The sequence below is a fragment of the Mycolicibacter acidiphilus genome (genome assembly GCF_018455725.1).
Taxonomy (GTDB): domain Bacteria; phylum Actinomycetota; class Actinomycetes; order Mycobacteriales; family Mycobacteriaceae; genus Mycobacterium; species Mycobacterium acidiphilum.
Genome location: NZ_JAHCLR010000006.1, coordinates 86,575 through 109,878 on the forward strand (window position 1 = coordinate 86,575; position 23,304 = coordinate 109,878).

The 23,304-nt window shown below is 68.9% G+C and carries 22 protein-coding genes; 15 read left to right on the plus strand and 7 right to left on the minus strand.

The genetic code is table 11. The features are described 5' to 3' along the window. Positions 1–16: 16 nt before the first annotated feature. The 8 genes from metH (at position 17) to KIH27_RS05430 (ending at position 9,991) form a co-directional block, all read left to right on the plus strand. Positions 17–3,643: a methionine synthase gene (gene metH, locus KIH27_RS05395; protein WP_250149610.1), complete on the plus strand. Its 3,627-nt coding sequence runs from the start codon at positions 17–19 to the stop codon at positions 3,641–3,643. An 8-nt stretch (positions 3,644–3,651) separates the two neighbouring features. Next, positions 3,652–4,320 carry an HAD family hydrolase gene (locus KIH27_RS05400; RefSeq protein ID WP_214091975.1) on the plus strand — a complete coding sequence of 223 codons (669 nt, stop codon included), beginning with the start codon at positions 3,652–3,654 and terminating at the stop codon, positions 4,318–4,320. Further along, positions 4,305–5,684: a sugar porter family MFS transporter gene (locus tag KIH27_RS05405; protein ID WP_214091902.1), complete on the plus strand. Its 1,380-nt coding sequence runs from the start codon at positions 4,305–4,307 to the stop codon at positions 5,682–5,684. The genes KIH27_RS05400 and KIH27_RS05405 overlap by 16 nt, the downstream gene beginning before the upstream one ends. A 26-nt stretch (positions 5,685–5,710) precedes the next feature. Further along, positions 5,711–5,992, plus strand: a complete 282-nt coding sequence (locus KIH27_RS05410) for a phosphoribosyl-ATP diphosphatase (protein ID WP_214091903.1) — start codon at positions 5,711–5,713, stop codon at positions 5,990–5,992. Positions 5,993–6,000: 8 nt separating this feature from the next. Continuing rightward, complete coding sequence (gene hisG / locus KIH27_RS05415; protein ID WP_214091904.1) at positions 6,001–6,861, plus strand: ATP phosphoribosyltransferase; 861 nt, start codon at positions 6,001–6,003, stop codon at positions 6,859–6,861. A 79-nt stretch (positions 6,862–6,940) separates the two neighbouring features. Next, positions 6,941–7,423, plus strand: coding sequence for a DUF4126 family protein (locus KIH27_RS05420; protein ID WP_214091905.1), 483 nt, complete (start codon positions 6,941–6,943; stop codon positions 7,421–7,423). Between the two features lie 69 nt (positions 7,424–7,492). Beyond that, entirely contained in the window at positions 7,493–8,080 is a 588-nt protein-coding gene (locus KIH27_RS05425) for a LemA family protein (protein WP_214091906.1), read from the plus strand. A 9-nt stretch (positions 8,081–8,089) separates the two neighbouring features. Continuing rightward, the gene (locus KIH27_RS05430; protein ID WP_214091907.1) at positions 8,090–9,991 is read left to right on the plus strand and encodes a M48 family metallopeptidase; all 1,902 of its coding nucleotides are present in this window, start codon (positions 8,090–8,092) and stop codon (positions 9,989–9,991) included. 10 nt (positions 9,992–10,001) lie between these two features. Here KIH27_RS05430 and KIH27_RS05435 read toward each other — a convergent pair whose 3' ends face one another. Next, positions 10,002–10,784: a thioesterase family protein gene (locus tag KIH27_RS05435; RefSeq protein WP_214091908.1), complete on the minus strand. Its 783-nt coding sequence runs from the start codon at positions 10,782–10,784 to the stop codon at positions 10,002–10,004. A gap of 54 nt (positions 10,785–10,838) precedes the next feature. On the opposite strand from KIH27_RS05435, the gene KIH27_RS05440 reads away from it, so the two are divergent. Continuing rightward, positions 10,839–11,669: a tRNA (adenine-N1)-methyltransferase gene (locus tag KIH27_RS05440; RefSeq protein ID WP_214091909.1), complete on the plus strand. Its 831-nt coding sequence runs from the start codon at positions 10,839–10,841 to the stop codon at positions 11,667–11,669. A gap of 11 nt (positions 11,670–11,680) precedes the next feature. Here KIH27_RS05440 and KIH27_RS05445 read toward each other — a convergent pair whose 3' ends face one another. From KIH27_RS05445 to KIH27_RS05455, 3 genes are read right to left on the minus strand one after another with little or no spacing between them, the layout of a single operon-like run. Continuing rightward, on the minus strand, positions 11,681–11,974 hold the full coding sequence (locus tag KIH27_RS05445; RefSeq protein WP_214091976.1) for a DUF503 domain-containing protein: 294 nt from the start codon (positions 11,972–11,974) through the stop codon (positions 11,681–11,683). A gap of 2 nt (positions 11,975–11,976) precedes the next feature. After that, positions 11,977–12,498, minus strand: a complete 522-nt coding sequence (gene lppK / locus KIH27_RS05450) for a lipoprotein LppK (protein ID WP_214091910.1) — start codon at positions 12,496–12,498, stop codon at positions 11,977–11,979. A gap of 10 nt (positions 12,499–12,508) precedes the next feature. Continuing rightward, a complete protein-coding gene (locus KIH27_RS05455) occupies positions 12,509–13,000 on the minus strand; it encodes an MTB12 family secreted protein (RefSeq protein ID WP_307856793.1) in 492 nt (163 codons plus the stop codon). A gap of 161 nt (positions 13,001–13,161) precedes the next feature. Here KIH27_RS05455 and arc point away from each other — a divergent pair, with 161 nt between their 5' ends. The 5 genes from arc to prcA all read left to right on the plus strand — a co-directional run bounded on the left by arc (position 13,162) and on the right by prcA (position 18,510). Continuing rightward, entirely contained in the window at positions 13,162–14,979 is a 1,818-nt protein-coding gene (gene arc / locus KIH27_RS05460) for a proteasome ATPase (protein WP_214091977.1), read from the plus strand. A 126-nt stretch (positions 14,980–15,105) separates the two neighbouring features. Next, on the plus strand, positions 15,106–16,614 hold the full coding sequence (dop, locus tag KIH27_RS05465; protein WP_214091912.1) for a depupylase/deamidase Dop: 1,509 nt from the start codon (positions 15,106–15,108) through the stop codon (positions 16,612–16,614). Between the two features lie 86 nt (positions 16,615–16,700). Next, positions 16,701–16,895: a ubiquitin-like protein Pup gene (locus KIH27_RS05470; protein WP_214091913.1), complete on the plus strand. Its 195-nt coding sequence runs from the start codon at positions 16,701–16,703 to the stop codon at positions 16,893–16,895. Further along, the gene (prcB, locus tag KIH27_RS05475; RefSeq protein ID WP_214091914.1) at positions 16,892–17,785 is read left to right on the plus strand and encodes a proteasome subunit beta; all 894 of its coding nucleotides are present in this window, start codon (positions 16,892–16,894) and stop codon (positions 17,783–17,785) included. The genes KIH27_RS05470 and prcB overlap by 4 nt, the downstream gene beginning before the upstream one ends. After that, a complete protein-coding gene (gene prcA, locus KIH27_RS05480; protein ID WP_214091915.1) occupies positions 17,782–18,510 on the plus strand; it encodes a proteasome subunit alpha in 729 nt (242 codons plus the stop codon). The genes prcB and prcA overlap by 4 nt, the downstream gene beginning before the upstream one ends. On the opposite strand, the gene KIH27_RS22435 is transcribed toward prcA, so the two are convergent. Genes KIH27_RS22435 through KIH27_RS05495 form a run of 3 tightly spaced genes read right to left on the minus strand, consistent with a single transcriptional unit; the run spans position 18,511 to position 20,439 of the window. Next, positions 18,511–18,789 (minus strand): DUF167 domain-containing protein, encoded by a 279-nt coding sequence (locus tag KIH27_RS22435; RefSeq protein ID WP_214091916.1) that lies wholly within the window; start codon positions 18,787–18,789, stop codon positions 18,511–18,513. A gap of 10 nt (positions 18,790–18,799) precedes the next feature. Continuing rightward, on the minus strand, positions 18,800–19,999 hold the full coding sequence (locus KIH27_RS05490; RefSeq protein ID WP_214091917.1) for a lipid-transfer protein: 1,200 nt from the start codon (positions 19,997–19,999) through the stop codon (positions 18,800–18,802). Beyond that, positions 19,996–20,439: a Zn-ribbon domain-containing OB-fold protein gene (locus KIH27_RS05495; RefSeq protein ID WP_214091918.1), complete on the minus strand. Its 444-nt coding sequence runs from the start codon at positions 20,437–20,439 to the stop codon at positions 19,996–19,998. Before KIH27_RS05495 ends, KIH27_RS05490 begins: the two co-directional genes overlap by 4 nt. A gap of 96 nt (positions 20,440–20,535) precedes the next feature. Between KIH27_RS05495 and polA the strand changes: the two genes are divergently transcribed. After that, positions 20,536–23,259 (plus strand): DNA polymerase I, encoded by a 2,724-nt coding sequence (polA, locus tag KIH27_RS05500; RefSeq protein ID WP_214091919.1) that lies wholly within the window; start codon positions 20,536–20,538, stop codon positions 23,257–23,259. Positions 23,260–23,304 lie beyond the last annotated feature (45 nt).

The window sequence follows — 23,304 nt, forward strand, 5'->3', positions numbered from 1 at the left end:
CCGATCCGCCGTGCCGATGCGCGACCAGCGATTTTCATCGCACCGCTATTCTTGCCAGGTGACTGCTCAAAATGACCGTGCCTACGACACCGACCTGCTCTCGGTCCTGTCCCAACGGGTCCTGGTGGGTGACGGGGCAATGGGCACGCAGCTGCAGGCAGCGGATCTGACACTGGACGACTTCCTGCAGCTTGAGGGTTGCAACGAGATCCTCAACGAAACCCGCCCCGACGTGCTGGAGACCATTCACCGCGCGTACCTGGAGGCCGGCGCCGACGCGGTCGAGACCAACACGTTCGGCTGCAACCTGTCCAACCTCGGCGACTACGACATCGCCGACAAGATCCGCGAGCTGTCCGAGAAGGGCACCGCGATCGCCCGCCGGGCCGCCGACGAGTTCGCCACCGCCGACCGCAAGCGCTACGTGCTCGGCTCGATGGGACCGGGCACCAAGCTGCCGACGCTGGGTCACACCGAGTACGCGGTGATCCGTGACGCCTACACCGAGGCAGCGCTGGGCATGCTGGACGGCGGCGCCGACGCGATCCTGGTGGAGACCTGCCAGGACCTGCTGCAGCTCAAGGCCGCGGTGCTCGGGTCGCGCCGGGCCATGAAGCAGGCCGGCCGCCACATCCCGATCATCAGCCACGTCACCGTGGAGACCACCGGCACCATGCTGCTGGGCAGTGAGATCGGCGCGGCGCTGACGGCCATCGAACCGCTCGGCGTCGACATGATCGGGCTGAACTGCGCCACCGGGCCCGCCGAGATGAGCGAGCACCTGCGCTACCTGTCCCGGCACGCCCGCATCCCGGTGTCGGTGATGCCCAACGCCGGGCTGCCGGTGCTGGGCAAGAACGGCGCCGAATACCCGCTGGGCGCCGAGGAACTCGCCGAGGCGCTGACCGGCTTCGTCACCGAGTTCGGCCTGCAGATGGTCGGCGGCTGCTGCGGCACCACGCCCGAGCACATCCGCCAGGTCGCGCAGGCGGTCGCGGCGGTCAAGCCCGCTGAACGGCAGATCAGCTACGAGCCGGCGGCGTCGTCGCTGTACTCGATGACCACCCTGCGTCAGGACAACTCGATCCTGGTCATCGGGGAGCGCACCAACGCCAACGGCTCGCGCGGGTTCCGCGACGCCATGCTGGCCGAGGACTATCAGCAGATCCTCGACATCGCCAAGGACCAGACCCGCGACGGCGCCCACGTCCTCGACCTGTGCGTGGACTACGTCGGCCGCGACGGCGCCGTCGACATGGCCGCGATCGCCAGCCGGTTGGCCACCGCGTCCACGCTGCCGATCGTGCTGGACTCCACCGAGGTCCCGGTGCTGCGGGCCGGCCTGGAGCACCTCGGCGGGCGCAGCATCATCAACTCGGTCAACTACGAGGACGGCGACGGCCCGGAGTCCCGGTTCCAGAAGACGATGCAGCTGGTCGCCGAGCACGGCGCCGCGGTGGTGGCGCTGACCATCGACGAGGAGGGTCAGGCCCGCACCGCGGAGAAGAAGGTGGCGATCGCCGAGCGGCTGATCGACGACATCACCGGCAACTGGGGCGTCGACGAATCCTCGATCCTGATCGACACCCTGACGTTCACCATCGCCACCGGTCAGGAGGAGTCCCGCAAGGACGGCATCGAGACCATCGAGGCGATCCGGCTGCTCAAGTCCCGCCGCCCGAACGTGCAGACCACGCTGGGCCTGTCGAACATCTCGTTCGGGCTGAACCCCGCCGCCCGCCAGGTGGTCAACTCGGTGTTCCTGCACGAATGCCAGGAGGCCGGGCTGGACTCGGCGATCGTGCACGCCTCGAAGATCGTGCCGATCAGCCGGATCCCCGAAGACCAGCGCAACTGCGCCCTGGATCTGGTCTATGACCGCCGGCGTGAGGGTTACGACCCGCTGCAGGAACTGATGGCGATGTTCGAGGGCGTCTCGGCGGCGTCGAACAAGGAGACCCGGCTGGCCGAACTGGCCGCGCTGCCGCTGCTGGAGCGGCTGGCGCGGCGCATCGTCGACGGCGAGCGCAACGGGCTGGAAGCCGACCTCGACGAGGCGATGGGCCAGAAGTCGCCGCTGGCGATCATCAACGACGACCTGCTCAACGGCATGAAGACCGTCGGTGAGCTGTTCGGCTCCGGGCAGATGCAGCTGCCGTTCGTGCTGCAGTCCGCCGAGGTGATGAAGGCCGCGGTCGCCTACCTGGAACCGCACATGGAGAAGTCCGAGGACGACGCCGGCAAGGGCCGCATCGTGCTGGCCACCGTCAAGGGCGACGTGCACGACATCGGCAAGAACCTCGTCGACATCATCTTGAGCAACAACGGCTACGAGGTCATCAACATCGGCATCAAGCAGCCGATCGCGACCATCCTCGACGTGGCCAAGGAGAAGAAGGCCGACGTCGTCGGGATGTCCGGGCTGCTGGTGAAGTCCACCGTGGTCATGAAGGAAAACCTCGAGGAGATGAACGACCGCGGGGTCGCCGAGGAACTGCCGGTGCTGCTCGGCGGCGCCGCGCTGACCCGCGCCTACGTCGAGGACGACCTGGCCGACATCTTCAAGGGCGAGGTGCACTACGCCCGCGACGCGTTCGAGGGCCTGCGGCTGATGGACGACATCATGACCGTCAAGCGCGGCGGGGGACTGGACCCGAACAGCCCGGAGGCGATCGCCGCCCGGGAGAAGAAGGCCGAACGTCGGGCCCGCCGCGAACGGTCCCTGGAGATCGCCGCCAAGCGCCGCGACAAGGAGGCCGCCGACCTGGTGGTGCCCGCGCGCTCCGACGTCGCCACCGACAACGAGATCCCGGTCCCGCCGTTCTGGGGGTCGCGGGTGATCAAGGGCCTCGCCGTCGCCGACTTCGCCAAGCACCTCGACGAGCGCGCCGTCTTCCGCGGCCAGTGGGGCCTGCGCGGCGGCCGCGGCGGCCCGGACGACCCGAGCTACGACGAACTGGTGCAGACCGAGGGCCTGCCGCGGCTGCGGTACTGGCTGGACCGGCTCTCCACCGACGGGGTGCTGGCGACCGCAGCCGTGGTGTACGGCTACTTCCCGGTGGTCTCCGAGGGCAACGAGGTCATCGTGCTGACCGAACCGCGCCCGGACGCACCGGAGCGGTTCCGCTACAGCTTCCCGCGTCAGCAGCGCGGCCGGTTCTGGTGCATCGCCGACTTCATCCGGTCCCGCGAGATGGCCGTCGAGCGGGGTGAGGTCGACGTCTGGCCGGTGCAGTTGGTGACGATGGGTCCCCGGATCGCCGACTACGCCAACGACCTGTTCGCCAAGAACTCCTACCGGGACTACATGGAGGTCCACGGACTGGGCGTGCAGCTCACCGAGGCGCTGGCCGAGACCTGGCACCGGCGGATCCGCGACGAACTGATGTTCGCCGGCAACCGGCCGATGTCGTCGGAGGACCCCGACACCATCGAGGAGTACTTCAAGCTCGGCTTCCGCGGGTCCCGGTTCTCGTTCGGCTACGGAGCCTGCCCCAACCTGGAGGAGCGCGCCAAGAACGTCGCGCTGCTGGAACCGGACCGCATCGGGGTGGAGCTCTCCGAGGAGTTCCAGCTGCATCCCGAGCAGGCCACCGACGCCTTCGTGCTGCACCACCCCGAAGCCAAGTATTTCAACACCTGATGTCGGGGTTGCGGGCGGTGCTGTGGGACATGGACGGCACCCTGGTCGACTCCGAGAAGCTGTGGGACGTCGCGATGGAGGCGCTGTACGCGCACCTGGGCGGGGTGCTGACGCCCGCGGTGCGCGAGTCGACGATCGGCGGCAGTGCGCAGGACACCATGCGGATCGTCTACGACGACCTGGGCTTGATCCCGGACCCGGCGGCGATGGCGGCGACGGCGCACTGGATGCACGACTACACCGCCGGCCTGTTCGACGCCGGACTGCCCTGGTGCGACGGCGCCCGGGAGATGCTGGACTCCCTTGCTGCCCAGGGCGTTCCGATGGCACTGGTGACCAACACCCCGCGGGCGCTCGCCGAGCGGGCGTTCGACACCATCGGCCGGCACTACTTCACGGCGACCGTCTGCGGTGACGAGGTGCCGCGTGGCAAGCCGGCCCCCGACCCGTACCTGCGGGCGGCGGAACTGCTCGGCATCGAGCCGGCGGACTGCCTGGCCGTGGAGGACTCGGTGACCGGCACCGCCGCCGCCGAAGCGGCGGGCTGCCCGGTGCTGGTGGTGCCCAACCACATCGAGGTCCCGACCGGCCCGGGCCGGCACCACGTCGTCTCGCTGGCGGGTCTGACGGTAGCGGATCTGCGGGACGTCCACGCGCAGCTGTGCACGCACGCGTAGCAGTTCGGGCCGCGTCGGCCGCCGCGATCGGCGGGCTGGTGTTCGGCTACGACGTCTCGCTGATCAACAGCACGATCGGTGCGATCCGCGACGAATTCGTGATCGGCCCCGTCGTATTGGGCATGGTCGCCGGGGTGTCGCTGCTGGGCGCCGCGGTGGGTGCGATCCTGACCGGGCGGATCGCCGACCGGCTCGGCCGGCTGGCGGTGATGCGCCTGGCCGCCGCGCTGTACGTGATCGGCGCGGTCGGTGCGGGCCTGGCCATCGACATCGAGGTGCTTGTCGTCTTCCGGGTGATCAGTGGCCTCGGCATCGGCGTGACCTCCGCGGTGATACCGGCCTACATCGCGGAGGTGTCCCCGCCGCAGCTGCGCGGCCGGCTCGGCTCGCTGAAGCAGCTGGCGATCGTCTGCGGCATTTTCGTTGCGCCACTGGTGGGTTGGGCGCTGATGGCGCTGGCCGGCGGCGCGGACGCCGACCTGTGGCTCGGACTGCCCGCCTGGCGGTGGATGTTCTTCGCCGAGGCGATTCCCGCGCTGGCCTACGGTGCAATGACGATCACCCTGCCGGAATCACCGCGGCATCTGGTTGCCGTGCAACGCCTTCCGCAGGCCCGCCGGGTGATCGCGCTGCTGTACGGCGAACGTGACGCCGACGCCACCGTCGACGCGATCCGCGAAACGCTGGGCCACGAGGTGCCGCCGTCGTGGCGGGTGCTGCACCGTCCGGGCGGCGGGCTGTACCCGATCGTCTGGGTGGGCCTGGGGCTGGCGGTGTTCCAGCAGATCGTCGGGATCAACGTGATCTTCTTCTATTCGACGGTGCTGTGGCAGGCCGTCGGGTTCGGGGTGAGCTCGTCGTTCGCGATCACCGTCGCCACCAACGCGGTGAACGTCGCCGTCACCGTCGTCGCGATCGGCCTGATCGACCGGGTCGGCCGACGACGGCTGCTGCTGGCCGGGTCGGCGGGCATGACCGTCACCCTGGCCACCATGACGGTCCTGTTCGCGCGCGCCCCGATCGTCGACGGCGCCCCGCACCTGGCGCCGGTGCCCGGGGCCGTCGCCCTGGTCGCGGCGAACCTGTTCGTGATCGCGTTCGGGGTGTCCTGGGGGCCGGTGGTGTGGGTGCTGCTGGGGGAGATGTTCCCCAACCGGATCCGGGCGGCCGCGCTCGGACTGGGGGCCGCGGCACAGTGGCTGGCGAACTGGGTGATCGCGGCGACGTTCCCGGTGCTCAGCGGAGCACTGGGCCTCGCGTTCGCCGCGTACACCCTCAATGCGCTGCTGTCGGGGCTGTTCGTGTGGCGCTGGGTCCGCGAAACCCGGGGCGTGTCGCTGGAGGACATGCCCGACCACGCCTAATCCGGCGTGACTTTGCCGGTCGGGGCATGAAACAATCGCTGCCCGTGAAGACCTTCGAAGCCCTGTTCGCTGAACTCGGTGAGCGCGCGCGGACCCGCCCGGCCGGCAGCGGCACGGTCGCCGCACTGGACGCGGGCGTGCACACCCTGGGCAAGAAGATCCTCGAAGAAGCCGGCGAGGTCTGGCTGGCCGCCGAACACGAGTCCGACGACGCGCTGGCCGGGGAGATCAGCCAGTTGCTGTACTGGACGCAGGTGCTGATGCTCTCCCGCGGGCTGACCCTGGCCGACGTGTACCGGAAGCTGTGACCCCGGCCATGTTGCGTATCGCGGTTCCGAACAAGGGCGCGCTGAGCGAGGCGGCCGCCGAGGTGCTGGCCGAGGCCGGCTACCGGCGTCGCACCGACGCCAAGGACCTCACCGTCATCGACCCGGCGAACAAGGTCGAGTTCTTCTTCCTGCGGCCCAAGGACATCGCCATCTACGTCGGCTCCGGCGAGCTGGATCTCGGCATCACCGGGCGCGACCTGGCCGCCGAATCCGGGGCCCCGGTCGCCGAACGGCTGGCGCTGGGCTTCGGCGCGTCGAGTTTCCGCTACGCCGCACCGGCCGGCCGGGACTGGGCCGTCACCGATCTGGCCGGGCTGCGGATCGCCACCGCCTACCCGAACCTGGTCCGCAATGACCTGGCCACCATGGGTATTGAGGCCACCGTCATCCGGCTCGACGGCGCCGTCGAGATCTCGATCCAACTCGGTGTCGCCGACGCGATCGCCGACGTCGTCGGCTCGGGGCGCACGCTTCGGGCGCACGGACTGGTCGCGTTCGGTGAGTCCCTCTGCGATTCCGAGGCGGTGCTGATCGAAGCTGCACAGCCCAACGGCCGCAGTGCCGAGACCGCGGCGGCGCGCGACCAGCTGGCCGCCCGCGTGCAAGGTGTGGTGTTCGGCCAGCAGTACCTGATGCTGGACTACGACTGCCCCCGTTCGGTACTCGACGCGGCCACCGCGATCACCCCGGGTCTGGAATCGCCGACCATCGCCCCGCTCGCCGATCCGGACTGGGCGGCGGTCCGTGCGCTGGTGCCGCGCCGCGGCGTCAACACGATCATGGATGAGCTGGCCGCGATCGGCGCGAAGGCGATTCTGGCCTCGGACATCCGCTTCTGCCGATTTTGAACAGTGTCCGTTGAGCCGCTGACGCGGCAGCTGCCGTGTTAGCGTCCGGTTGTCGTCGTGGATGGCCCGGGAGGTTGTGGTGACGCATTTCTACGTGCTGGCCCTGGCGCTGCTGATCGGCGCCGTCGCCGGTCTACGGGCGTTCACCGCCCCGGCGGTGATGGCGTGGGCGGCCGCCCTGCACTGGATCAACCTGGACGGCACCTGGGCGGAGTGGCTGAGCCGGCCGGTGACCGTCGCCGTGCTGACAGTGCTGGCCGTCGCCGAACTCGTCGTCGATCTGCTGCCCGGGGTGCCCCGGCGCACGGCCGCCGTGCAGTTCGTCGCGCGAATCCTGCTGGGCGCGTTCGCCGGAGCCGTGCTGGGCACCGCCTGGAACTACACCTGGACGGCCCTCGGTGCGGCGATGATCGGTGCGGTGATCGGCGCACTGGTGGGCGTGGGTCTGCGGGAGCGGATGGTCGCCGCGAACGGCGGCCATGACCTGCCGGTCGCGCTGCTGGAGGACAGTGTCGCCGCCCTGGGCGGGTTCGCGATCGCCGCCGTCACCGCGGTGCTGTAGCAAGCCTTAATCCGCAACCTGTGAAACGATAGGGCGCGCGGTCGCGCATCGAGAGCAGAGGTGGAGAGCATGAGCATTTCCGTCATCGTCGTCATCGCCGTCCTGGCGCTCGTCGTTTTCAGCGTGCTCGGCGTCTACAACGGGTTGGTGCGCGCTCGGAACGGCTACAAGAACGCCTTCGCCCAGATCGACGTCCAGTTGACCCGACGGCACGACCTGATCCCGAACCTGGTGGAGACCGCCAAGGCCTACCTGGCGCATGAGCGGGGCACCCTGGAGGCGATCGTCGCCGCGCGCAACACCGCCGTCACCGCGCAGGCCGCGGCCAGCGCCAACCCCGGCGACCCCGAGGCGATGGGGAAGCTGGCGTCGTCCGAGCAGGCGCTGAGCGGTGCCCTGGGCCGGCTGTTCGCGCTGAGCGAGGCCTACCCGGATCTGAAGGCCAGCCAGAACATGATGCAGCTGTCCGAGGAGCTGACGTCGACGGAGAACCGGGTCGCGTTCGCGCGGCAGGCGTACAACGACGCGGTGCTGGCGTACAACAACAAGCGGGAAGTGTTCCCCGCCAACATGATCGCCGGAACGTTCGGTTTCACCGCGGCGGCGCCGCTGGAGGCCGGCCCGGAGACGCGCGAGGTTCCGCGCGTGCAGTTCTAACCGCACGCCATGGATTTCTTCGAGCGCCAGCGCAAGGTCCGCGCGGCGTCGAAAAGGATGGTGTTCCTGTTCATCCTCGCGGTGCTCGGGATCACCGCGGTGGTGGACGTGCCACTGGTCGCGTTCGCGACGTCGGCCCTGCCTCAACCGGTGACGACGGAGCAACTCGTTCTGGTCACGCTGGCTGTCAGCGTCTTCGTGCTGCTGATGATCGGTGCGGTGTCGGTGGTGCAGACACTGATGCTGCGGCACGGCGGCGGGATCAAGGTCGCCGAGAGTCTCGGCGGCGTGCGGGTGCCGGACATGCCGGACGACCCGCAACTCAAGCGGTATCGCAACGTCGTCGAGGAGATCGCGATCGCTGCGAGCACCCCGGTCCCGGTGCTCTACCACCTGCCCAACGAACCGGCGATCAATGCGTTCGCGGCCGGGTACACCCCGGCCGACGCGGTCGTGTGCGTCACCCAGGGCACACTCGACATGCTCAACCGCGACGAGTTGCAGGGCGTGATCGCCCACGAGTTCAGTCACATCGTCAACGGCGATATGCGGTTGAGCCTCAAGCTGATCGGCGTGCTGGCCGGGATCACGGTACTGGCGGTGATCGGGCGGGTGCTGTACTACTCCGGCGACGGGCGCAGCAGTCGGGACCGGGATCGTGGCAACGGTATTCCGCTGTGGTTGGCCGGGCTGGTGATCATGGCCGCGGGCTGGATCGGGGTGTTCTTCGGCCGGCTGATCAAAGCGGCGGTCTCCCGGCAGCGGGAGTACCTCGCCGACGCCTCAGCCGTGCAATACACCCGGCAGGCCAGCGGCCTGACCGGGGCGCTGAAGAAGATCGGCGGTCTAGAAGCCGGCTCGCAGCTCAACAGCGCCAAGGTGGAGAACGTCAGCCACATGCTGTTCGGAGCGGGCATGAAGCTGTCCTCGCTGTACGCGACGCACCCACCGTTGCTCGACCGGATCCGGGTCTTCGAACCGGATTTCGCCGCCGGCAACCTCGAAGCGCTGCGTCGCCGCTGGTCTCGCCAGCGGCCGAACGGACTGGCCGAGGACGCGCAGATGAACTTCGCCGGCGGTTCGGTGGCACCGCCGCCCGGGCCGCGCAGCGCGGGTGATTACACCGCGGCCGTCGGCAACCCGACGGCCGCCTCCTACGCGGCGGGCGCGCGGATGCGCGATGCGATTCCACAGCGGATCGCCCATCTCGCCCACAACCCGGACACCGTGGTGCCGCTGATCTACGGCCTGGTGTTCGACCGTAAACCCGATGTGCGCCAAGCCCAGTACACCGTCATCGCGCGGCATCATGGAAAGCCGCTGGCCGACGAGGCGTGGCGCTGCGCCGGTGAACTGCTCAACCTCGACCCGCAGCTGCGACTGCCGGTTGCGGCCATCGCCTTTCCCGCGTTGCGGAGCCGCCCAGCGACCGAGACGCGACTGATGACCTCAGTGCTCGGTGAGCTGATCAACGCCGACGGGCGAGTCGACGTCTTCGAATACTGCCTCGGCACACTGGTTTTCGTGCATCTGCATGAGGCCCTGACTTCCGGGTCGCCATGGCAGAGTCGACGGCAGAACCTGGCCGGGGCACAGGGCGCCGTCTGCAACCTGCTCGCGGTGCTGGCGCAGACCGGCAACAGCGACCCGCAGGCCGCGGCCGCGGCGTTCCAGGCGGGCATCGCGGTGGCGTACCCGCAGCAAAGCATTCCGTTCATGCCGGGTCTCGGGGTGTCCGTCCTCGAACAGGTGTGGCCGGTGATCGATGGGCTCGAAGGCAACGACAAGGCGGCCGTGGTCTCCGCCGTCGTGACGACCGTGATGGCCGATCGGGTTCTCACCGTGGAGGAGTCGGAGTTGCTGCGCACCGTCTGCGGCGTGCTGCACTGCCCGGTGCCGCCGGTGTTCTGAGCCGGCCGCGTCAGCGCTGCTGCACCAGGATCGTCTGCGCCGACGTGCCGATGAACCCGGTCCGGTCGAAGAGCTCCGCGGTGGTCACGCCGATACCGTCCGGTCCCACCGATGCCCGCGCCTGCAACCCGAAGTCGTCGCCGCTCGGCAGCCGGTGCAGGTGCACGACGGTGTCGGTGTTCATGAACGTGTAGCGGTCCATGTCCAGCGCTGCGCCGACCCCGTTGGCCGAGTCGACCACCATCGCCAGCCGCTGCAGCGGCGTCGTCGCCTCGTCGTCGATCAGCGCCACCACCGGCTTCAACCAGGCCACTGCGGTGCCGTCGGCGTTGTCCGGCTGAACCCGCCACTCGACGGATTGGGCGTACCCGGCGGTCCTACCGAACCAGTCCGGCGGTGGCTGGACGGGGCCCTCGACCAGCGGCGGGTGCCGGTCGGCGGCAACATCCGCGGTGTCGCTGGTCGCCAGTACCCACGCGCTGAGCTGCGCCACCGGCCGGTCGTCCCCGTCGACGCACATCGCAGCGCTGAGCAGGCAGATCCGCCGTCCCGGCCGTTGCACCCGGGCCTGCACCCGCAGCCGAGCCACCGGGATCGCCCCGAGGATGTCCAGGCTCAACCGGGCGATGCGCATCGGTGTGCCGGCGATCAGGTCTTCGGCGGCCCGGGTGAGCAGGGCCAGCGGCGGTGAGCCGTGCTGCAGGTTCGGGCCCCAGTTGCTGCGGGTCAGCGAGGTGGAGTCGAAGACGTCGGTGCCGGCCCGACGGTAGTAGCTGCCGGTCGTCGCACACATGGTTAGCCAGCCTAAGGCCAGGCGCAGGGGAGCCGGTGCGTAGGCTGCACGTTCGTGACGACGACCGGGGTGTTCTGCGAAGGCGATCGGGTTCAGCTGACCGACGCCAAGGGGCGGCGCTACACGATCGTGCTGGCCGCCGGCACGGAGTTCCACACCCACCGCGGGGCGATCGGCCACGACGAGCTGATCGGGCTGCCGGAGGGCAGCGTGGTGCAGTCCGTCGGCGGTGACGCCTTCCTGGCGCTGCGGCCGCTGCTGGCCGACTACGTCATGTCGATGACCCGCGGAGCCCAGGTCATCTACCCCAAGGACGCCGCGCAGATCGTCCACGAGGGTGACATCTTCCCCGGCGCCCGGGTGCTGGAGGCCGGGGCCGGATCGGGCGCGCTGACCTGTTCGCTACTGCGGGCGGTGGGCTCCGAGGGGCAGGTCATCTCCTACGAGGTGCGCGACGACCACGCGGTGCACGCCCGCCGCAACGTCGACACGTTCTTCGGCGGGGAGCCGGACAACTGGCGGCTGGTGCTCGGCGACATCTCCGACACCGACCTGCCCGACGGCTCGATCGACCGGGTGGTACTCGACATGCTCGCGCCGTGGGAGGTGCTCGACGCGGTGTCACGGGTGCTGGTGCCCGGCGGTGTGCTGATCGTCTACGTCGCTACTGTCACGCAGCTTTCGCAGGTGGTCGAGGCGCTGCGCGCGCAGCAGTGCTGGACCGAGCCGCGGTCCTGGGAGACCCTGCAGCGCGGCTGGGACGTGGTGGGGCTGGCGGTGCGCCCGCAGCACAACATGCGCGGGCACACCGCGTTTCTGGTCTCGGTGCGCCGCCTTGCGCCGGGCGCGGTCGCGCCGGTGCGGCGCCGCCGCAAGCAGACCTGACTGAGGTGCCGTCAGTCGTCGCTGCGGCTCATGCCGCGGCGCACTGACAGCAGTTCGATCTCGGGACGCGCGGCCACCAATCGTTCGACCGCATCCAGCACGTCCACCAGATGGCCGCGGTCGCCGGAGACCGCCGCCACTCCGATGCCGCTGCGTCGGTGCAGATCGGTCGAATCCGTCTCGGCGGCCGACACCGTGAACTTACGCTGCAACTCCGCGATGATCGGACGCACCACGGACCGTTTCTGTTTGAGCGAGTGCACGTCACCGAGGAGCACGTCGAATTCCAGCCAGCCGATCCACATGGTCACGGGGTGGGGGTGGCCGGGGCGTGCGCCTTGCCGAACGCCAGCAGCGTCTCGGCGGTCTGCCGGGACAGTTGCCAGCCGCCCTGATAGGGCTTGAACTCCATCGGGAAGGTGAACTCGCTGCCCTCGGGCTTGTTGGTGGTGATGCTGACGTCGGCGGTCGCATTTCCCGGATACCGACTCGACCAGGTGACGTCGGTCGCGCCGAACGTCATCGGCAGGTAGCCGCCGTCGCGCAACGCGGTGCTGAACCGGTCGATGGTGGCGGCATCGGCGGGCTGCGTGCCCTCGATGAGGGTCAACTTGTCGGCGCCGGGAACCCCCGGGTCGGCCAGCCGGTACAGCACGTCGGTCAGCGCCTCCGGTGCGGGCAGCGCTCCCGCGGGCGGCTCGGTCGCCGACGCCGAGGTTGTCTCGGGTTCGTCGAGCGGCAGCGTGGGCGCTGCGTGATGCGTGCAACCGGACAATCCGATCACCGCCGCCAGTGCGGCGGCGATGATGGTTGCGCGTTGCCGGTGCATCCAGCCGCGATCAGTTCGACGAGGTCATCTGCGACAGCGTCATCAGCGAGGTCTTGGACAGTTTCCAGCCGTCCTGGTCGACGAACCTGAGGTTGACCGAGCGCGGTTCCATCTTCGGGCCGGACGCGGTGACGTCGGCGGTGGCCGCGCCGATTCCGGCCGGGGCGATGTTGGCGACGCTGATCGACAGCGGGAACTTGCCGTTCTGCACGCCCTTGGCCATCTTGCGGTCCATCACGCTCATCTCCAGCGGGCCGAGGCCGCCCTCGATGAGGTTGGACTTGCCGGCGGCGGGGATACCCGGGTCGGCCAGCGTGTTGAGGACGTCGGTCAGCTGATCCGGTTGTGGCACAGCGGCAGCCGGATCCAGCGGCATCGGCGCGAAGAACACCACCGCAGGCGCCTCGGCGGCGGCGGGCGCGACGGTTGCCAGGCAGCTCACAGCTGTGCCGGCGGCACCGATCATCGCGGCGGCGACAACACCTGTGGCTAGGGATTTCACGGTCAACGCGGTCCTTTCGGTGACGAGATTTCCCGCTCAGGCTAACAGCGCGGCCGGTGTGTCGGATTGTCAGTGCGCACGCCAATGCACAATGGCCGGTAGCGTTGAGGTAGCCGTTCGCTTCAACTTCCAGTTCGGGAAAGGAGCGCACTATGGAGCACATGGGAGACGCTGAGCGTTCTGAGGGCTTCGGAGCTTCCGCTTCGGGCGAGGACTTCGCAGAACTCGAGGAACTGCGCCGCGAAGCCGCGGTGCTGCGGGACCAACTGGACAGCGCACCCGGCGCGCACAGCACCGCGCGGGTCGGGCGTGACGTGCGTCAGCTCGAGGCGCACATCGAGTCGCTCACCACCCGCAATTCCAAACTGATGGACACCCTCAAAGACGCGCGGCAGCAGCTGCTCGCGCTGCGGGAGGAGGTCGACCGGCTCGGTCAGCCGCCGAGCGGGTACGGCGTGCTGGTGGCCGTCCACGACGACGACACCGTCGACGTGTTCACCTCGGGCCGCAAGATGCGGCTGAACTGCTCGCCGAACATCGACGCGAAAACCCTGCACAAGGGCCAGACCGTCCGGCTCAACGAGGCGCTGACCGTCGTCGAGGCCGGCGCGTTCGAGTCGGTGGGGGAGATCTCCACCCTGCGCGAGGTGCTGGCCGACGGGCATCGCGCACTGGTGGTGGGCCACGCCGATGAGGAGCGCATCGTCTGGCTGGCCGAGCCGCTGGTCGCCGAGGACCTGCCCGAGACCATTCCGGACGCCGCCGCCGACGACCGGCGTCCCCGCAAGCTGCGCCCCGGCGACTCGCTGCTGGTGGACACCAAGGCCGGCTACGCCTTCGAGCGTATCCCCAAGGCCGAGGTCGAAGACCTGGTGCTCGAGGAGGTGCCCGACGTCAGCTACAGCGACATCGGTGGCCTGGGCCGGCAGATCGAGCAGATCCGCGACGCGGTGGAGCTGCCGTTCCTGCACAAGGAGCTCTACCGGGAGTACGCGCTGCGCCCACCCAAAGGCGTGCTGCTCTACGGCCCGCCCGGCTGCGGCAAGACGCTGATCGCCAAAGCGGTCGCCAACTCGCTGGCGAAGAAGATGGCCGAGGTGCGCGGCGACAACTCGCATGAGGCCAAGTCGTACTTCCTCAACATCAAGGGCCCAGAGCTGCTGAACAAGTTCGTCGGCGAGACCGAGCGGCACATCCGGCTGATCTTCCAGCGTGCCCGGGAGAAGGCGTCGGAGGGCACCCCGGTCATCGTGTTCTTCGACGAGATGGACTCGATCTTCCGCACCCGCGGGACCGGTGTCTCCTCGGACGTGGAGACGACGGTCGTTCCGCAGCTGCTGAGCGAGATCGACGGTGTCGAGGGCCTGGAGAACGTCATCGTGATCGGCGCCTCCAACCGCGAGGACATGATCGACCCGGCGATCCTGCGGCCCGGCCGCCTCGACGTCAAGATCAAGATCGAGCGCCCGGACGCCGAGTCCGCGCAGGACATCTTCTCCAAGTACCTGACCGTGGATCTGCCGGTGCACGCCGACGACCTCGCCGAGTTCGGCGGCGACCGGACGCTGTGCATCAAGGCGATGATCGAGAAGGTCGTCGACCGGATGTACGCCGAGATCGACGACAACCGGTTCCTGGAGGTCACCTACGCCAACGGTGACAAGGAAGTCATGTACTTCAAGGACTTCAACTCCGGGGCGATGATCCAGAACGTCGTCGACCGGGCGAAGAAGAACGCGATCAAATCGGTGCTGGAGACCGGTCAGCCGGGCCTGCGCATCCAGCACCTGCTGGACTCGATCGTCGACGAATTCGCCGAGAACGAGGACCTGCCCAACACCACCAATCCTGATGACTGGGCGCGGATCTCGGGTAAGAAGGGCGAGCGGATCGTCTACATCCGCACGCTGGTCACCGGCAAGAGTTCGAGTGCCAGCCGCGCCATCGACACCGAATCCAACCTGGGCCAGTACCTGTAGGACCGTATCGCCGCGAGCGTGCACACTTCACCGGCGAAGCCCCGGGTGGGGCCGGACAGTTCTGCACGTTCGCGGCAGTGGGTCGCCAGTGGGAGTCACCCCCGCGCTCTCGCCTAGGCTGGAGCGATGCAGCGGATCATCGGGACCGAAGTCGAATACGGTATCGCCTCGCCGTCGGATCCGACCGCGAATCCGATCCTCACCTCGACGCAGGCCGTGCTCGCCTACGCCGCCGCCGCCGGGCTGCCGCGGGCCAAACGCACCCGCTGGGACTACGAGGTGGAATCGCCCCTGCGCGACGCCCGCGGGTTCGACCTGAGTCGCTCGACCGGGCCCGCTCCGATCATCGACGCCGACGAGGTCGGGGCGGCCAACATGATCCTCACCAACGGTGCCCGGCTCTACGTCGACCACGCCCACCCGGAGTACTCCGCGCCGGAGGTCACCGACCCGCTCGACGCGGTGATCTGGGACAAGGCCGGTGAACGGGTGATGGAGGCCGCCGCGCGCTACGTCGCCAGCGTGCCGGGCGCGGCGAAGCTGCAGCTGTACAAGAACAACATCGACAACAAGGGCGCCTCCTACGGCACCCACGAGAACTATCTGATGAGCCGGCAGACGCCGTTCTCGTCGATCATCACCGGGTTGACCCCGTTCCTGGTGTCCCGGCAGGTGATCACCGGGTCCGGTCGGGTGGGTCTCGGTCCGGCCGGTGACGAGGCCGGTTTCCAGCTGTCGCAGCGCGCCGACTACATCGAGGTCGAGGTCGGGCTGGAGACCACCCTCAAGCGCGGCATCATCAACACCCGCGACGAGCCGCACGCCGACGCCGACAAATATCGCCGGCTGCACGTCATCATCGGCGACGCCAACCTGGCCGAGATGTCGACCTACCTCAAGGTCGGCACCACCGCATTGGTGCTCGATCTCATCGAGGAGGGCCCCGAGCGCGGGATCGACCTGTCGGATCTGACCCTGGCTCGCCCGGTGCGCGCCGTGCACGTGATCAGCCGGGACCCGTCACTGCGGGCCACCGTCGCGCTGGCCGACGGCCGCGAGATGACCGCGCTTGCGCTGCAACGGATTTACCTGGAACGGGTGTCGAAGCTGGTCGACGCCCGCGACCCCGACCCGCGGGCCACGCACGTCGTCGAGACCTGGGCCCGGGTGCTCGATCAGCTGGAGCGCGATCCGATGGAATGCGCCGACCTGCTGGACTGGCCGGCCAAACTGCGTCTCCTGGAAGGTTTCAAGCAGCGGGAGAACCTGACCTGGTCGGCGCCGCGACTGCACCTGATCGACCTGCAGTACTCCGATGTGCGCCTGGACAAGGGGCTCTACAACCGGCTGGTCGCCCGCGGCTCGATGCAGCGGCTGGTCACCGAGCAGCAGGTGCTCGACGCCGTGCACAATCCGCCCACCGACACCCGCGCCTACTTCCGCGGCGAATGTCTGCGGCGGTTCGGGGCCGATATCGCCGCGGCCAGCTGGGACTCGGTGATCTTCGACCTGGGCGGCGAGTCGCTGGTGCGCATCCCCACCCTGGAACCGCTGCGTGGCAGCAAAGCCCACGTCGGCGCGCTGTTGGACTCGGTCGACAACGCGGTTCAACTCGTCGCTCAACTCACGACGTAGACCCGGGGCAACGTCGGCACCGGGCGGTAGGGTGAAGAAACCGGCGTGCGCCTGGTGCACCGCCGATACAGATGCAGGAGGCAGCGATGGCTCAGGAGCAGACGAAGCGCGGCGGTGGCGGGGGCGACGACGACGAACCCACCGGCGGCGCTGCCGCAGGTCAGGAGCGTCGCGAGAAGCTGGCCGGGGAGACCGACGACCTGCTCGATGAGATCGACGACGTGCTGGAGGAGAACGCGGAGGACTTCGTGCGGGCGTACGTCCAAAAGGGCGGCCAGTGAGCTGGTCGTATCGTGATCGGCTGCCCGGCAACTCCGCGGCCTCGGTGTTCCCGTCCAATTCGGTAGACCTGTCGTCGTTCTCGGATTTCCTGCGTCGTCAGGCGCCGGAGTTGTTGCCGACTGCCGCGGTGGACCTGCGTTCCGGGGCGAGCGCGGACCTGCCGCACGGCACCACGATCGTCGCGCTGAAATACCCGGGCGGCGTGCTGATGGCCGGGGACCGGCGTTCCACGCAGGGCAACATGATCGCCGGCCGGGACATCCAGAAGGTCTACATCACCGACGACTACACGGTGACCGGCATCGCCGGCACTGCGGCGGTCGCCGTCGAATTCGCCCGGCTCTACGCCGTCGAACTGGAGCACTACGAGAAGCTCGAGGGCGTGCCGCTGACCTTCGCCGGCAAGGTGAACCGGTTGGCGATCATGGTGCGCGGCAACCTCGGTGCGGCGATGCAGGGGCTGCTGGCGCTGCCGCTGCTGGCCGGTTACGACATCGACGACGCCGACCAGCAGCACGCGGGCCGCATCGTGTCGTTCGACGCGGCCGGCGGCTGGAACATCGAGGGCGAGGGCTATCAGGCGGTCGGATCCGGGTCGATCTTCGCCAAGTCGTCGATGAAGAAGCTGTACGCGCAGGTGGCCGATGCGGATTCGGCGCTGCGGGTCGCGATCGAAGCGCTCTACGACGCCGCCGACGACGACTCCGCCACCGGCGGACCGGATCTGGTACGCGGCATCTACCCGACCGCGGTGACCATCGACGCCGACGGCGCCGTCGCCGTGGCCGAGCAGAAGATCGCCGACATCGCCCGCGGTGTCGTCGAAAGCCGAACTCGCACCGATGATTCCGCCACACCGGCACCGAAGTCGAAGGGCGCCAAGAAATGAGCTTCCCGTACTTCATCTCGCCCGAGCAGGCGATGCGGGAGCGCAGCGAGCTGGCGCGCAAGGGTATCGCCCGCGGGCGCAGCGTGATCGCGCTGGCCTACGCCGACGGGGTGCTGTTCGTCGCCGAAAACCCTTCGCGCTCACTGCAGAAGATCAGCGAACTCTACGACCGGGTCGGGTTCGCCGCGGCGGGCAAGATCAACGAGTTCGAGAACCTGCGCCGCGGCGGCATCCAGTTCGCCGACACCCGCGGGTACGCCTACGACCGGCGGGACGTCACCGCGCGACAGTTGGCCAACGTCTACGCGCAGACGCTGGGCACCATCTTCACCGAGCAGGCCAAGCCCTACGAGGTGGAGTTGTGCGTCGCCGGGGTCGCCTACGAGGGGCAGACGAAACCGCCTGAGCTGTACCGGATCACCTACGACGGGTCGATCACCGACGAACCGCACTTCGTCGTGATGGGCGGTACCACCGAGCCGATCATCACCGCACTCAAGGAGTCCTACACCGAGAACGCCGCGCTGGCCGACGCCCTGCACCTGGCGGTCGAGGCGTTGAAGAAGACCGACACCGGGAACGGTTCGGAGCCGCGCAATCTCGGCCCGGGCACCCTGGAGGTAGCGATCCTCGACGCCAACCGGCCGCGGCGCGCCTTCCGGCGGATCACCCGGGCGGCCCTGGAGGAGATGCTGCCCAAACCGGAACCGGACGCCAAGGACTGATCAGCGGCCGATCCGGAACCGCTTGATGCGGGCGCCCGGCCCGGAGACCAGTTCCACCCGGCTCGGCGGCACCCCGAAATGCTCTGCCAGCAGCCGGATCACCGCCTTGTTGGCCTTGCCCTCGACGGCGGGTTCCCGCACGTAGACGGTGAGGCCGTCGGCGTCGGTCTGCACCAGCGGCCCCTTGCGGCTGCCGGGTTTGACCTTGACGGTGACCGTCTCCCGCGAGCGTGCAGAGTTGTCCGGCGTTTCCCCAGGTGGGGGTGGACAACTCTGCACGTTGGCGAAACTACTTGGCGACGATCACCGACGAACCGTGCCCGAACAGGCCCTGGTTTGCGGTGACACCGACGGTGGCGCCCTCGACCTGCCGGCCGGTTGCGGTGCCGCGCAGCTGCCAGGTCAGCTCACACACCTGGGCGATCGCCTGCGCCGGGATCGCCTCGCCGAAGCATGCCAGCCCGCCCGACGGGTTCACCGGAACCCGGCCACCGATCGTCGTCGCACCGCTACGCAGCAGCTGCTCGCCCTCACCCTTGGCGCACAGGCCCAGGTGCTCGTACCAGTCGATCTCCAGCGCGGTCGACAGGTCGTAGACCTCGGCCAGGCTGACGTCCTCCGGCCCGATACCAGCCTCGGCGTAGGCGGCATCCAGGATCTGATCCTTGAACACCCGGTCTGAACCCGGCACCACCGCGGTGGAATCCGTTGCGATGTCCGGCAGTTCGGGCAGGTGCTGCGGGTACTGCGGGGTCACGGTGGACACCGCCCGCACCGACGGAACCCCGTCCAACGACCCGAGATGCTTCTTCGCGAACTCGGCGCTGGCCACGATCAGCGCCGCGGCGCCGTCGGAGGTGGCGCAGATGTCCAGCTGGCGCAGCGGGTCGGAGACCACCGGGCTGGCCAGCACGTCGGCCACCGCGGACTCCTTGCGGTAGCGGGCATTCGGGTTACTCAACCCGTGCCGGGAGTTCTTCACCTTCACCTGGGCGAAGTCCTCGGAGGTGGCGCCGTAGAGGTCCATCCGGCGGCGCGCCAGCAGCGCGAAGTACACCGGGTTCATCGCGCCGATCAGGTGGAAGCGCTGCCAGTCCGGGTCGTTCTTGCGCTCGCCGCCGACCGGGGCGAAGGCGCCCTTGGGGGTGGTGTCGGCGCCGATCACCAGGGCCACGTCGCAGAACCCGGCCAGGATCTGGGCCCGGGCGCTCTGCAGCGCCTGCGAACCCGAGGCGCAGGCCGCGTACGACGAGGACACCGGCACCCCGTTCCAGCCCAGCTTCTGGGCGAACGTGGAACCGGCGATGAAGCCGGGGTAGCCGTTGCGGATGGTGTCCGCGCCGGCGATGAACTGGATCGCGGTGGCGTCCAGGCCGGCGTCGGCCAGGGCGGCACGGGCGGCGATCACCCCGTACTCGGTGAAGTCGCGGCCCCACTTGCCCCACGGGTGCATGCCCGCACCGAGGATGTACAGCGGCTGCGGGGTCATGCGCCCACCTTCTTCCAGGCGTAGACGGTGCGCTCGACGCCGTCGTCGTCGGTGTAGAGCGGCATGGTGGTCAGTTCCATCTCCATGCCGACCTTCAGGTCTGCGGCCAGGGTGCCGGTGACGACCTTGCCCAGCACGATCAGCCCCTCGGCCTCGAGTTCGACCGCGGCGATCGCGAACGGCTCGAACGGTTCGCTGGCCGGGTACGGCGCCGGCGGGGAGTACCGGTTCTCGGTGTAGCTCCAGATCGTGCCGCGCCGGGACAGCGCGACCGGCTCCAGCACGTCGCCGTCGCAGGCGGGGTTGGGGCAGTTGTTCTCCCGCGGCGGGAAGACGTACGTGCCGCACTGCGGACACTTGGCACCGATCAGGTGGGGGAGGCCGGCCTCGTCGGTGGCGAACCACCCGTCGATGGCGGGCTGAGAGGTAGCTGCTGGCACCCGGTCAGCCTACCGCCAAGCGAACGCAAAACTGAAACGTGTTGCAGTTTGACCGGCGCCGTCGGGTGCTGGCCCCGGGTGCCTAGAGTTGGTCGGGTGAGCCCAGCCAAGACCGCCCCGACCGATGCTGCGCCCGACACGCAGGCCAAGCCCACGCTGCTGCTGCTGGACGGAAACTCGCTGGCCTACCGGGCGTTCTTCGCCCTACCGGCGGAGAACTTCAAGACGCAGAGCGGGCTGACCACCAACGCGGTGTACGGATTCACCTCGATGCTGATCAACCTGCTGCGCGACGAGACGCCCACCCATGTCGCGGCAGCCTTCGACGTGTCGCGCCAGACGTTCCGCTCCGAGCGCTACCCGGAGTACAAGGCCAACCGTTCGGCGACCCCCGACGAGTTCCGCGGCCAGATCGACGTCGCCAAGGAAGTGCTTGCGGCACTGGGCATCACGGTCCTCGCCGAGGCGGGCTACGAGGCCGACGACCTCATCGCCACGCTGACGACCCGGGCCGCGAACGAGGGCTACCAGGTGCTGGTGGTCACCGGTGACCGTGACGCGCTGCAACTGGTCACCGACGACGTGACCGTGCTCTACCCGCGCAAGGGCGTCAGCGACCTGACCCGGTTCACCCCGGACGCCGTCGTCGAGAAGTACGGCCTGACCCCCACCCAGTACCCGGACTTCGCCGCGCTGCGCGGCGACCCGAGCGACAACCTGCCGGGCATCCCGGGCGTCGGCGAGAAGACCGCCGCGAAGTGGATCACTGAGTACGGCTCGCTGCAGGGCCTGGTCGACCACGCCGACGTGGTGAAAGGCAAGGTCGGAGAATCGTTGCGCGCCAACCTGTCCACCGTGCTGCTCAACCGGGAGCTCACCGATCTAGTGCGCGACGTGCCGCTGGCGCAGACCCCTGACGATCTGCAGTTGCAGCCGTGGGACCGCGAGCAGATCCACCGGCTCTTCGACGAGCTGGAGTTCCGGGTGCTGCGCGACCGGCTGTTCGAAACGCTGTCCACGATCGAGCCGGAGGCCGACGAGGGTTTCGACGTGCGCGGCGGCCTGCTGGCGCCCGGCACGGTCGCGGCCTGGGTGGCCGAGCACACCGCGGACGGCCGCCGCTGCGGGCTGGCGGTCACCGGCAGCCACCGCAGCTTCGACAGCGACGCGACCGCACTGGCGATCGCCACCGCCGACGGCGAGGGCGGCTACCTGGACACCGCGACGCTGACCGGAGACGACGACGCGGCGCTGAGCGCCTGGCTCGCCGATGCGAGCAAACCCAAGGCACTGCATGAGGCGAAGCTGGCGATGCACGACCTGGCCGGGCGCGGCTGGACACTCAATGGGGTCACCTGCGACACCGCGCTCGCGGCCTACCTGGTCCGGCCCGGGCAGCGCAGCTTCAACCTCGACGACCTCGCGGTGCGCTATCTGCGGCGGGAACTGCGGGTGGAAAACGCTGAGGACCAACAGCTTTCGCTGCTTGATGACGTCGATGAGGATCCGCAGGCGGCCCAGACCGCGATCCTGCGGGCCCGGGCCGTCGTCGACCTGGCCGACGCGCTCGACGCCGAACTGGCCCGCATCGACTCCGCGGCACTGCTCGACGACATCGAACTGCCGCTGCAGCGGGTGCTCGCCGGCATCGAAGCCGTCGGGATCGCCGTCGACCTGGACCGGCTGGGGGAGTTGCAGAGCCGGTTCGGCGACCGGATCCGCGACGCCGCCGAAGCCGCCTACGCGGTGATCGGCAAGCAGATCAACCTCGGCTCACCCAAACAGCTACAGGTGGTGCTCTTCGACGAACTCGGCATGCCGAAGACCAAGAAGACCAAGACCGGGTACACCACCGACGCCGACGCACTGCAGATCCTGTTCGACAAGACCGGTCACCCGTTTCTGGAGCACCTGCTGGAGCACCGGGACGCCAGCCGGCTGAAGGTGACCGTCGACGGGCTGCTGAAAGCGACGGCCGCAGACGGTCGAATTCACACCACCCTCAACCAGACGATCGCCGCGACCGGACGACTGTCATCGACCGAACCGAATCTGCAGAACATCCCGGTCCGCACCGAGGCCGGTCGGCTGATCCGGGATGCGTTCGTGGTGGGTGACGGCTATGCGGCGCTCATGACCGCGGACTACAGCCAGATCGAGATGCGGATCATGGCGCACGTGTCGCACGACGAGGGGCTGATCGAGGCGTTCAACACCGGCGAGGACCTGCACTCGTTCGTCGGGTCTCGGGCGTTCGGCGTGCCGATCGACGAGGTCACCCCCGATCTGCGCCGTCGGGTCAAGGCGATGTCCTACGGCCTGGCCTACGGGCTGAGTGCGTACGGGCTGGCCCAGCAGCTCAAGATCTCCACCGAGGAGGCCAAAGAGCAGATGGACGCCTACTTCGCCCGGTTCGGCAAGGTGCGCGACTATCTGCACGCGGTCGTCGAGCAGGCCCGCAAGGACGGCTACACCTCAACCGTGCTGGGCCGGCGGCGCTACCTGCCGGAACTGGACAGCCACAACCGGCAGGTCCGGGACGCCGCGGAGCGGGCCGCGCTCAACGCGCCGATCCAGGGCAGCGCCGCCGACATCATCAAGGTCGCGATGATCAACGTCGACCGCGCGCTGGCCGCGTCGGGCCTGCGGTCTCGGATGCTGCTGCAGGTGCACGACGAGCTGCTGTTCGAGGTCGCCGAGGGTGAGCATGAGCGGCTGGAGGCGCTGGTGCGCGAACAGATGGGCGGCGCCTACCCGCTGGACGTGCCGCTGGAGGTCGCCGTCGGCTACGGGCACAGCTGGGACGCGGCCGCGCACTAGTCAGTCCGCCACGTTGACTCTGCGCTGAGGGCGCCGCCTTCTCGA

What these genes read in the sequence shown, in the direction of transcription:
- KIH27_RS05430 (WP_214091907.1), top strand. Translation starts at nt 8,090, where the DNA reads ATGGATTTCTTCGAGCGCCAGCGCAAGGTCCGCGCGGCGTCGAAAAGG.
- KIH27_RS05435 (WP_214091908.1), bottom strand. Translation starts at nt 10,784, where the DNA reads ATGTGTGCGACGACCGGCAGCTACTACCGTCGGGCCGGCACCGACGTC.
- KIH27_RS05470 (WP_214091913.1), top strand. Translation starts at nt 16,701, where the DNA reads ATGGCTCAGGAGCAGACGAAGCGCGGCGGTGGCGGGGGCGACGACGAC.
- KIH27_RS05410 (WP_214091903.1), top strand. Translation starts at nt 5,711, where the DNA reads ATGAAACAATCGCTGCCCGTGAAGACCTTCGAAGCCCTGTTCGCTGAA.
- metH (WP_250149610.1), top strand. Translation starts at nt 17, where the DNA reads ATGCGCGACCAGCGATTTTCATCGCACCGCTATTCTTGCCAGGTGACT.
- KIH27_RS05425 (WP_214091906.1), top strand. Translation starts at nt 7,493, where the DNA reads ATGAGCATTTCCGTCATCGTCGTCATCGCCGTCCTGGCGCTCGTCGTT.
- prcA (WP_214091915.1), top strand. Translation starts at nt 17,782, where the DNA reads ATGAGCTTCCCGTACTTCATCTCGCCCGAGCAGGCGATGCGGGAGCGC.
- KIH27_RS05490 (WP_214091917.1), bottom strand. Translation starts at nt 19,999, where the DNA reads ATGACCCCGCAGCCGCTGTACATCCTCGGTGCGGGCATGCACCCGTGG.
- hisG (WP_214091904.1), top strand. Translation starts at nt 6,001, where the DNA reads ATGTTGCGTATCGCGGTTCCGAACAAGGGCGCGCTGAGCGAGGCGGCC.
- arc (WP_214091977.1), top strand. Translation starts at nt 13,162, where the DNA reads ATGGGAGACGCTGAGCGTTCTGAGGGCTTCGGAGCTTCCGCTTCGGGC.
- dop (WP_214091912.1), top strand. Translation starts at nt 15,106, where the DNA reads ATGCAGCGGATCATCGGGACCGAAGTCGAATACGGTATCGCCTCGCCG.
- KIH27_RS05445 (WP_214091976.1), bottom strand. Translation starts at nt 11,974, where the DNA reads ATGTGGATCGGCTGGCTGGAATTCGACGTGCTCCTCGGTGACGTGCAC.
- lppK (WP_214091910.1), bottom strand. Translation starts at nt 12,498, where the DNA reads ATGCACCGGCAACGCGCAACCATCATCGCCGCCGCACTGGCGGCGGTG.